This is a genomic window from Streptacidiphilus monticola (assembly GCF_042658505.1).
Classification (GTDB): Bacteria; Actinomycetota; Actinomycetes; order Streptomycetales; family Streptomycetaceae; genus Streptacidiphilus; species Streptacidiphilus monticola.
In genome coordinates this window covers 12,459-22,806 of record NZ_JBHSQJ010000068.1, presented here as the reverse complement: position 1 = coordinate 22,806, position 10,348 = coordinate 12,459, and the positions used below count along the sequence as shown (strand labels likewise).

The window sequence follows — 10,348 nt, the reverse complement described above, 5'->3', positions numbered from 1 at the left end:
ACGGCGCCGGCCAGGCCCCCGTCGGCTCCCGCCGCCGACTCCGCGTCGTCCCGCAGGCGGCGCAGGTCCCCGCCCCAGCGGTCCAGCAGCAGCCGGGCGCCCTTGCCGAGGGCGGTCGCCGTGCTCTCGTCGTAGCGGCGGTAGTGGGCGCGGCCGAGCGCGTCGACGATGCGCTGCCAGTCGGCGTCAGCCATCGCCCGCGCGGTGCGCAGCCCGTCGCGGGACAGTTCGCGGGCGGCGTCCACCGCGATGGACGCCGAGATCCGCGTCGAGCACAGCAGCGAGAGCACCAGCAGCCGGTACAGCGGCGAGGGCTGGTCGCGCAGGGTGATCCCGGCCTCGGCCGCGAAGGTGCGGCCGTGCTCCCGCAGCAGCTCCGCTATCTGGGCTGCCACCGTTGCCAGCCGCCGCGGTTGGTGAACAGCAGCCGCAGCTTCTCCCCGAGGCTGGGCTCGCCGTGCTGGTAGGTGTCGGCCGGGGGCTCGGTGCGGACGTGGGTGCGGCCCGCCTCGGCCTTCAGCTCCCGTGCGCGCTCGCCGAGTTCGGACAGCTGCTGGGTCGAGGCGCAGGACTTGACGACGGGGTACAGGTTGGCCTCGTCGCCACGCTGGTGCGCGCTGGCCAGCTCGGTGAACTGGGCGACCAGCCGGTCGAACTGGGGCGAGTGGACGTCCAGCCGGTCCAGCTCCCGCAGCACCGCCTCCATCTGCGCCGTGCGGCGCTGGGCCGCGTCCGCCGCGTCCTTGTCGCCGCCGGGCAGGGTGCGCAGCAGCGGGTAGAGGTACGCCTCCTCGGCGGCCGCGTGGGCGGCGAGCAGCCGGGCCGCTCCCTGGACCAGGACCCGGCGCTCGGGGTGGCCGAGCGGCGTGCCCTGCAGGGCGGCGGTGTAGTTGGTCAACGCCACGTGGTCCGCGGCGAGTTCGTGCAAGAGATCGGCGCCCATGACAGCCTCGCTTCCGTCCGTCCGAGTCGCCTGGGGTGCGCCAGCGGGCTCAGTACCGAGTGTCCTCGCCTGCGGGCGTCCCGTCATCCGTCGAGCCAGGCGTCCTCCAGGGTGCGGTGCACCGGGAAGAGGTCCCAGGTGCCGGTCAGACGCAGGGTCAGCTCCAGCATCGGCTGGGGGGCCGCGAGCTCCAGCGAGCCACCCTCCGCCTCCGCGAGCCGCCTGCCGCGCAGCAGCACGCGGAGTCCGGACGAGTCGAAGAAGTTGAGCCTGGCGCAGTCCAGGATGACCCGGTCCGCCCCGAGCACCCGGATCCCCTCCAGGACCGGGCTCAGCTGGCCGACGGTGCCGTGGTCCAGTTCGCCGTCGAGGGCGACCACCACGCCGCCCGGCTGGGTGCGGACGGTGACCGACAGTCCGGTGGGGCTCTCAGGCGGACGGCCCGGCGCGGGGCCGCGCGGTCCCCCGGCACGACCCTGCTGAGTGGTGGCACCAGGTCCCGGCTGCGCCCGCTCCATGCGATCCTCCGTGCGCGGTCACGTTCTGCTGCTCCGCGCGCCTACCCGNCCGTGCTACACAGCACGCCCCCCACCGGTCGCCGGGCCCCGGGTGCCGGGGCTTCGGCGGTTCAACCGTGGAGGTAGACGATGCCCAGCTTGGTCAGCTGCCACAGCTGCCCGGCCGCGCCGGTGTCGGGTTGGAGGGTGGTGACGGTGTTGCCGTTCGCGTCCTTGTCCGCGCCCGCGGTGACGACCATGGACGGGTTCTGCGAGTCGGCGATCCGGTACCAGCCGCCGGCGGCGCCGGCCGGTTCCAGCAGCCAGTGCTGGTTGCCGCCGCCGTTGCACCCCCACTGCTCGATCCGGGTGCCGGCGGTGGTGGCGGCTCCGGTCGCGTCCAGGCACATGTTCCGGTTGCCGCTGAAGTCCAGCTCGTAGGCGCCGCCGGTCCTGGCCTCCAGGACGAAGGACTGGTTCAGCCCGCCGTCCGCCGGATAGGTGATGGCGAGCCGGCCGTTGGTCGCGTCGCCGTAGCTGCCGCCGCCGGAGAGGTCGAGCACCTTCCCGTCGGCCTGGTTGGTCAGCTGGTACCAGGCGCCGTCCTCCGGCACGTCGGCGAAGGAGGACCGACCGGGTGCCAGCGGCAGGATCGAGGTGCCGTCGGCCTGGTTGAGGGTGCAGTAGGCCTCCTGCTGCTGCGGCGCCCGGTAGAACTGGCCGAGGCAGGCGCCCTCGCCCTGGTATCCGGCGACCCGCAGGTGGTAGGACTGCCGGATCTCGTTCTCGCACAGGCCGAGGATGCCGATGGAGTAGTCGCAGCCGTTACGGGTGTTCTCGCTCAGGTCGATGACGTCGCCGTTGGTGTACTCGTAGGGCGAGCTGGTCCACTCGGCGCAGACCTCGTGTCCGTAGCTGACCCGGCGCTGGTCCAGGAACCGCACGCCGGGGACGCCTTCCGCCGCCTGGCGCAGCGCGTCGTCGAGGGTGGGCACGACCCAGTTGTGGCCCCAGGCCAGGTCCTCCGGGAAGGCCGGGCAGCCGGCGGCGACCTTGCCCGCGTAGGTGTTGGTGCGGATGTCCGGGGTGATCGGCGTGAAGTAGGACTGGAGCACCAACTGGTAGTCCCCGTCCGCGTATCCGGCGTTCCGCATGACGTTGCGGATGTTCGTCAGCGCGGCCCGCACCTTGGGCTGGACCGCCTTGGCGCGGGCGCTGATGGTCGCGCTGCCGATGGTGTCCCGGCAGCCCTGGGACTTGGGGACGGGGAAGTACTGGCCGAGGCAGCTCTCCATGATCCCGCTGAAGTCGAAGTCGTCGTTGGCCCCGATCGTGACGACGACCATCTTGACGTCGTACTTGCTTGCCACGCCCGCCAGTTGGACGTCCTGCCGGGGCTCGCCGAAGTCCCCGCTGCCGCCGCCGGTGATCGCGGCCAGCGCCGGGTCGCTGACCAGGTCGCCGGTCTGCGCGCCGGAGCAGGCGAGGTCGATGGGCGTGACGCCGGTGAGGCCGGTGTCGAAGATCTCGGACTGGCTGTGCCGGTGACAGTAGTTCGCGGGCCCGTCCGTGCCGGCGACGTAGGCGTCGCCCGTGTCGGTGCCCGCTCCTTCGCCCGAGATGGCGCTGTCCCCGAGCGCGACCACGGCCGCGGGCCGGGTGTCGGCGACGGCGTGTGTGCCGCCGCCGGCGCCCCAGGCGGCGCCGGCCAGCAGCAGGGCTGCCGCGAGGGAGGGCAGCGCCCTTCTGGACGTGGTGGATCCGTACACGCGTACTCCTTGAGGGTGGGAGGGAGCGGTGCGTCGGTCGGAGCCACGGTAGGTACTGGACGGTAGGTATAACAAGAGCCCTGCTCATGTTTTCTGACGGATCGTCAACTAGCCTTCGGGTGCGGCGCGGTCGTGGGCGGCGCTACCGCCGGTGCCAGGCGGCCAGCAGCTCTGCCTCCTGAGCGGGCGTCAGTGTCCCCGCCACCGGCTCGAAGGGCTCGATGTCGCGGGCCGACTCCGCGACCGGGCGGAGCTTCAGCCCGGTCGCGAGGGCGGCGGCCGGGTCCGCGGTGCTGGTGGCGCGGACGAGCGGGTCGGTCGTCCACAGCGGCAGGGCGGCCGACCCCACCCCACGAGCGGCCAGGAACGCGTCGTCCACCCAGGTCACCGTCGTCCCGGGCGGGGACACCGCGGAGGCCGCGGCGCCGAGCAGGTCGCCCATGGTGAAGGGCGGCGGGGTGGCGGCGTGATAGGCGCCGGAGGCGCCGTGCTCCAGCAGCGAGAGCATCCAGGCGGCGAGGTCGCGGGCGTCGACCACCTGGACCGGCGCGTCCGGCCGTCCGGGTGCCAGGACCTCGCCGCCCCGGGCGAGGCGCTGGACCCAGTAGTCGAAGCGGTGGGTGTAGTCCTGCGGGCCGATCACGTATGTGGGCCGGACCAGCAGCACGTCCGGCCCGAACGCCGCGCGGGCGGCACGCTCGCACTGCACCTTGAGGACGCCGTAGGTCTGCGGGGTGACGGCCTCAGGCTCGGGACCGTCCGCCGGGAGCAGTGGGGAATCCTCGGCGAAGCCCGGGGCGGCGGGGGTGTCGTAGACCGCCAGGGAGGAGACGAGCAGGTAGCGCCCGGCCGCGCCGGGGGCGAGGGCGGCGGCCAACTCCCTGACCTGGCGCGGGAAGTATGCGCTGACGTCGACTGTGGCGTCCCAGCTGCGTCCGCGCAGCACGGAGAGGTCGACGTCCCGGTCCGCGAGCAGGTGCTCGGCCTCCGGCAGGACGCCGGGCCCGCTCCGTCCCCGGTGCAGCACGGTCACCTCATGGCCCGCGGCCAGCGCGGTCCGCGCGACATGCAGCCCGACGAACCGGGTCCCACCCAAGATCAGTATCCGCATGCGGGCATCCTGCCAGACCCTCACCGGAGCGGGGACGCCCTCCGGGCCGGAGGGCCGGAAGGTCTCCCCCGACACTCCCGGGCCGCCCGAGCCGCAGGCGCCTGACCGCCCGCGTCGAGTCCGTCCGGCACCGTGCCGGGGCACGGGGCAACCCGACCCGGGCCGCGCCGTTCCCGAGGCTCGCCCAACGGCCTTGGCAGGTTGCGCCGTTACGGCGGGTCGGCGACCAGGCGGGCGGCAGCCAGGTCGGCGAGGGCCATGATGGTGAGGGCCGGGTTGGCACTGCCCTGCGTGGGGAGGACGGAGCCGTCCGTGATCAGGAGGTTGGGCACGGCGAACGTCCGCAGGTCCGGACCGACGATGCCGTCCTCCGGACGGGTGGCCATCCGGCAGCCGCCGACCAGGTGCGCGTAGCGGTCGACCGTCATCACTTCGCTCGCGCCCGCCGCCGCCAGCAGATCCTCCATCACCCGCGCCGCCGCGCGGATGTTGCGGCGGTCGTTCTCGCACTGCGAGTAGCTGAACCGGGCGACCGGCAGCCCGTGCCGGTCCGTCTCCTCCGCCAGGGTGACCCGGTTGTCCGGCTGCGGCAGCAGCTCGCACAGCGCGCCGAGCGTCGCCCAGTGCGTGTAGTCCCGCATGTAGTCCCGGAGTTCGGGGCCCCAGTGACCCTGCGCGGTGACGTGCTCGGCCCAGGTGATGGGCAGCGGCGAGATGTTCTGGATGCTGAACCCGCGCGCGAAGTCCCGTCCCGGGTCGGTCTCGTAGAACTGCTCGCTGGTCACCTCGGGCGGCGGGGCCTTGTGCATGTGGATCTGGTCCGTGAAGCGTCCGGCCGTCTGCGGTGCGCCCTGCACCATGACGTAGCGGCCGACCAGGTCGTACTCGTTGCACAGGCCCGAGTTGAGCAGCAGCCGCGGCGTCTCGATCGAGTAGCCGGCGACGGCGACCACCCGGGCGCGCTGCATCCGCTCGCGGCCGTCGCGGAAGTACCGTACGCCGCAGGCGCGACCGTCCTGCCCGACCACGACCTCGCTCGCCATCGAGTGGGCGCGGATCTCCGCGCCGTGCGCGAGCGCGTCCGGCACGTGGGTGATCAGGGGCGACGCCTTGGCGTTGACCTTGCAGCCCTGCAGGCAGAATCCGCGATAGATGCAGTGCGGACGGTTGCCGAAGCGGCCGTTGGTGATGGCGACCGGGCCGACCCGCGCGTCGATGCCCAACTGGGCCGCGCCGCGCAGGAAGATCTCGCCGTTGCCGCCGACGGGGTGCGGCGCGTGGGAGTACGGGTGCGGGTCGCCCCAGGGCCAGTACTGGCCGGCCACCGGCAGTTCCCGCTCGATCCGCTCGTAGTACGGGCGCAGGTCCTCGTAGCTGATCGGCCAGTCCGCGCCGACGCCGTCCTCGCTCCGGGTGCGGAAGTCCGAGGGGTGGAACCGGGGCACGTAGCCAGCGAAGTGGATCATCGAACCGCCCACGCCGCGGCCGGAGTTGTTGGACCCCAGCGGCACCGGGTCGGAGCCGTCGATGACCCGCGGCTCGGTCCAGTACAGATGGTGGGAGCCGGCCTCGTCACTGACCCAGTCGCGCTCGGGGTTCCAGAACGGACCCGCCTCCAGCACCACCACCCGCCACCCGGCCCGGGCCATCCGCTGGGCGAGCGTCGCTCCCCCGGCCCCGCAGCCGACGACGACCAGGTCGACCTCGTCCTGGTCAGCGAACTTCCGCATCCCGGGCAGCAGTTCCTCGTTGCCGGGCAGCCAGGCGGAGGCGTTGCGCTCGCGCACGTCACGGTCGCTGCGGGCGGTCGCGGCCAGCGTCGCCGCGGCGGCGCGCAGCCGCGAGTGGCGCACGGGCGGGCCGGGCGGCACCGGGCGCCGCGTCGGCGGCTCGGCCGGGGGCGCCTCGGTGTCCATCTCCGGCTCCCAGGGCTCTCGCTGCCCCCCGGCCAGCCGCAGGTAGCCGCGCGGGTAGGCGGGGCCGCCGAAGCCCATCTCGCTCCAGGCCACCGGGTGGGACCAGTAGGCGTAGCAGGCGTACCGGGTCCACAGGCTCCACACGTGCGCCGCGTTCAGCCCGTGCCACGGCTTGGGCCCCAACTCCTGGACCGAGCGCACCAGATCGCGCTGCTCGGTGCGGGCCAGGTCGGCGAAGTGGGAGCCGGCGTGCGCCTCCCGCGCGTCCTCGTCCAGCGCGGCCAGGGAGCGCCGCCAGGCGTCCCGGTCCTCGGGCATGTCGCCGTAGCGCCAGCCGTCCGTGCGGTTCTGGTTCAGCCGGGCGTCGACCATCTCGAACACGGGCGCGTCCGGCCGGTCCAGCAGCTGGTCGAGCAGCGCGCGGGCGACCGCGCACTCGGCCGGTGTGAAGAAGCTCGGCTCGTCCCAGGGGCCCAGGCGGGCTTCCACCGCCGCACGGGTGACCGGATCCCAGTGCCCCGCTTGGGACATGACGTCCCATCCGCTCATGCGGACGCACCCTCGCGCCGGAGGACGGCGGCGACCAGGCCCATGCCGCCGACCATGGTCATCAGCAGCGGGGCGAACAGCGGCGGCCCCATCTCCACGTTGTAGCGCAGAGTGGCGGGGCTCCAGCCGCCAGGCTTGTCGCCGATGCCCCGCAGGTGCAGCCAGGTCCCCTGCAGGCCGTTGGCGACGATGGCCGCCGACGCGAGCGGCAGCAGCGTGCGCGCGGACCGCTCGGAGAGCGCCCCGGCCAGGCCCGCGGCCGCGCCGACCGGGCCGAGCAGCACCGGCCACCACATCACCTTGTTGCCGAAGCCGGCCCGGTCGTGCTCCAGGTAGATCTCCGCGCTGGTCACCACCGAGCCCAGCCCGGTGGCCAGCGCCAGCGAACGCTGGAACCGGCCGTTCCTGACCTCCTCCAGAGGACGCAGCATCAGTGGTGCCTCCCGTTGCCCGGCAGGAACTCCTGGAGCTTGGCCCGGAAGCCCTGCCGGACCATGTCGACGCGGTCGCTGTCGCCCTTGAGCACGGACTCGGCGGCCGCCTGGATCTGGTCCCAGGTGGCGTGCGGCGGGATCGGCGGCACGGCGGGGTCGGTGCGGATCTCGATCAGGCAGGGCCGGTCCGCGTTCAGCGCCTCGCGCCAGGCGGGCTCGACCTCGTCCGGCTTCTCCACCAACCAGCTGTGCAGGCCGAAGAGTTCGGCCACCCGGGCGTAGGGTACGTCGGGCAGCTGCTGCGAGGGCAGGAACTGCGGGGAGCCCTCCATGGCCCGCATCTCCCAGGTGACCTGGTTCAGGTCGTGGTTGTTCAGCACCGCCACGACCAGCCGCGGGTCCTCCCACTGCGTCCAGTACTTGGCGGCGGTGAGCAGTTCGGCCAGCCCGTTCATCTGCATCGCGCCGTCGCCGACGATCGCGATGACGGGACGGTCGGGGTGGGCGAACTTCGCGCCGATGGCGTACGGGACGCCGGGCCCCATGGTGGCCAGGGTGCCCGACAGCGACCCGCGCATCGAGCCGCGAAACCGCAGGTGCCGGGCGTACCAGTTGGCGGCGGAGCCGCTGTCCGCGGTGACGATGGCGTCCCCGGGGAGCAGCGCGTCCAGCGCGTGCACGGCGTACTCGGGGTTCACCGGGTCGGCCGGGACCTGGGCACGGCGCTCCATCACCTCCCACCAGCGCTCGCTGTTCTTGACCACCTGCTCCTGCCAGTGCCGGTCGGACTGGCGGTGCAGCAGCGGGATCAGCGCGTCCAGGGTGCGGCCGGCGTCGCCGACGAGGTTGACCTCATAGGGGTAGCGCATGCCGACCATGAACGGGTCGATGTCGATCTGCACGGCCCGGGCCTTGCCGAACTCGGGCAGGAACTGGCTGTAGGGGAAGCTGGAGCCGACGGTGAGCAGGGTGTCGCAGTCCCGCATCAGCTCGTAGGAGGGGCGGGTGCCCAACAGGCCGATGGCGCCCGTGACATAGGGCAGGGTGTCCGGCAGCACGTCCTTGCCGAGCAGCGCCTTGGCGACGCCGGCGCCGAGCAGTTCCGCGACCTGCTCGACCTGCGCCCGCGCCCCCGCCGCGCCCTGGCCGACGAGCATGGCCACCCGCTTGCCGGAGTTGAGCACCTCGGCGGCCCGCTGCAGGTCCTCGGCGGACGGCACCGGCGCCCAGTGCGGCATGCCGAGGCTGGACGGGACCATCTTGAAGGCGTGCTCGGGCGGACTGTAGTCGAGCTCCTGCACGTCGGCCGGGACGATGACCGCGGTCACCGTCTTCCAGGCGGCGGCGGTGCGCAGCGCCCGGTCCAGGACGTTGGGCAGCTGCTCCGGGACGGTGACCATCTGGCAGTAGGCGGAGGCGACGTCCTTGAACAGCGTCAGCAGGTCCACCTCCTGCTGGTAACTGCCGCCCATCGCACTGCGGTTGGTCTGCCCCACGATGGCCACGACGGGGACGTGGTCGAGCTTGGCGTCGTAGAGGCCGTTGAGGAGATGGATGGCTCCCGGCCCCGAGGTGGCGGCGCAGACGCCGACCCGCCCGGAGAACTTCGCGTAGCCGACCGCCTCGAAGGCGGCCATCTCCTCGTGCCGGGCCTGCACGAACTGCGGCCGGTTGTCGGCTCGCCCCCATGCGGACAGCAGCCCGTTGATCCCGTCGCCGGGGTAGCCGAAGACGTGCTCGACCCCCCATTCACGCAGGCGGGAGAGAATCTGGTCGGAGACCTTCGTACTCATGCCAAGCGTCTGGCCCCGATCCCCTCCCGGAAACCTCCCGCTTCGCGGGGAGCCCGATGCTCCGCCCCGTGGCCGCCCACGCGTCACCCCTGCCCCCGCCGAGTGCCCACGCGCTCCGCTGTGCGCCCAGCGCCCACGCGCCCGCCCACGGCAGGCGAGTCGACCCCCGCCACCGCACCGAACCCAGCCAGGCGGACCGCAAGGCTCGCCGCGCTCCGCGCGGGCGACCCCACGCGCCCCCGCTGCGCCCAGCGCCCACGCGTCGCCGAGGCAGGCCGCTGGACGACTCGGCGTCCGCGACCGCATCGAAGCCGCCCGGCGGACCGCAGGCTCGCCGCGCTCCGCGCGGGCGACGCGCGGGGCCCGTCTCCTGCATCGTTCGGCGGACGACCGGACAGGCCCCAGGGACACCGACGGGGGCCGTCACCGGGTCTGGGGCCCGGCGCCGCGGGTGTCCGGGTGCCCCACCCCCGCACGCCACGGGTGGGGGCGGGTGGTTCGGGTGCGGAGGCGGGGGTAGGCGCGGACCGGAACGGACAGAGAACGACCACACGAGGCAGGGAGGTGCAGCGATGCCTGCCGGTTCGAGCCCCAAGCGGGAGCGGCAGTACGAGCACATCAAGGAGAGCGCCGAGCAGCGTGGCGAGTCCGAGAAGCGCGCCAAGGAGATCGCCGCGCGGACGGTGAACAAGGAGCGGGCGCGGCACGGTGAGTCCAAGACCGCCAGCCGGACCTCCGTCAAGGACGTCTCCTCGGGGCACCGGGGCGGCAAGCGCTCCCACAGCGGGGCACAGGGCCCCACCCGGGACCAGCTGTACGAAGAGGCGAAGAAGCGCAACATCAAGGGCCGCTCGCACATGAACAAGGGCGAGCTCGCGAACGCTCTCGGCAAGTGAATCCGGCCGCGCGGAGCGTTCCGTGCGCCCGGAACCGTCAGGAGCGAGCTGGACGAGCTGGAGGAGAGAGTGACATGACCGTCCCGGCCCCGCCCGACCCCGACATCATCCCGCCCCGGCCAGGGGACCCGCCGCCGATCCCGGAGCCGCCCGAGCCGCCGCCCGGGCCGCCGATCCCGGAGCCGGTGGGACCGCCGGAGCCGCCTCCCGGTCCGCCCCCTCCGCTGCCGGACCCGGTGCCGCCGCCCCAGCCGGAGCCCCAGCCGGCTCCGCCTCCCCCACCGGCGTAGGGAGGGGCGCTCGCGATGGACGAAGTCGCCGAAGTCGTCGTCTGGACCGTGCTGTTGACGGGCCTGGAGCTGGTCTTCATCAGCACGGTCACCTGGCTCGAGACCGCCGTCGCCGTGGCCATCGCCCTGGCGGCCGCGCTGCGCGAGCAC

Annotated in this window: 8 protein-coding genes and 1 pseudogene; 1 reads left to right on the top strand and 8 read right to left on the bottom strand. The window is 73.4% G+C overall.

Translation table 11 applies throughout. The features are described from left to right. The 8 genes and pseudogenes from ACFP3V_RS16875 to ACFP3V_RS16840 all read right to left on the bottom strand — a co-directional run. A pseudogene (locus ACFP3V_RS16875) lies at positions 1–395 on the bottom strand (endonuclease); the annotation flags it as partial. Next, positions 380–943: a hemerythrin domain-containing protein gene (locus ACFP3V_RS16870; RefSeq protein WP_380584179.1), complete on the bottom strand. Its 564-nt coding sequence runs from the start codon at positions 941–943 to the stop codon at positions 380–382. The gene ACFP3V_RS16870 and the pseudogene ACFP3V_RS16875, both read right to left, overlap by 16 nt. Before the next feature lie 83 nt (positions 944–1,026). After that, positions 1,027–1,461 carry an STAS domain-containing protein gene (locus ACFP3V_RS16865; RefSeq protein WP_380584177.1) on the bottom strand — a complete coding sequence of 145 codons (435 nt, stop codon included), beginning with the start codon at positions 1,459–1,461 and terminating at the stop codon, positions 1,027–1,029. Positions 1,462–1,571: 110 nt separating this feature from the next. Next, entirely contained in the window at positions 1,572–3,209 is a 1,638-nt protein-coding gene (locus tag ACFP3V_RS16860) for an RICIN domain-containing protein (RefSeq protein ID WP_380584175.1), read from the bottom strand. A 142-nt stretch (positions 3,210–3,351) separates the two neighbouring features. After that, positions 3,352–4,320 (bottom strand): NAD-dependent epimerase/dehydratase family protein, encoded by a 969-nt coding sequence (locus tag ACFP3V_RS16855; protein ID WP_380584173.1) that lies wholly within the window; start codon positions 4,318–4,320, stop codon positions 3,352–3,354. 209 nt (positions 4,321–4,529) lie between these two features. Further along, complete coding sequence (locus ACFP3V_RS16850; RefSeq protein WP_380584171.1) at positions 4,530–6,785, bottom strand: GMC family oxidoreductase; 2,256 nt, start codon at positions 6,783–6,785, stop codon at positions 4,530–4,532. Then, a complete protein-coding gene (locus tag ACFP3V_RS16845) occupies positions 6,782–7,216 on the bottom strand; it encodes a hypothetical protein (protein ID WP_380584169.1) in 435 nt (144 codons plus the stop codon). Before ACFP3V_RS16845 ends, ACFP3V_RS16850 begins: the two co-directional genes overlap by 4 nt. After that, positions 7,216–9,012: a thiamine pyrophosphate-requiring protein gene (locus ACFP3V_RS16840; RefSeq protein WP_380584167.1), complete on the bottom strand. Its 1,797-nt coding sequence runs from the start codon at positions 9,010–9,012 to the stop codon at positions 7,216–7,218. Before ACFP3V_RS16840 ends, ACFP3V_RS16845 begins: the two co-directional genes overlap by 1 nt. A 572-nt stretch (positions 9,013–9,584) precedes the next feature. Here ACFP3V_RS16840 and ACFP3V_RS16835 point away from each other — a divergent pair. Continuing rightward, positions 9,585–9,908: a plasmid stabilization protein gene (locus ACFP3V_RS16835; protein ID WP_380584165.1), complete on the top strand. Its 324-nt coding sequence runs from the start codon at positions 9,585–9,587 to the stop codon at positions 9,906–9,908. Positions 9,909–10,348: the final 440 nt, after the last annotated feature.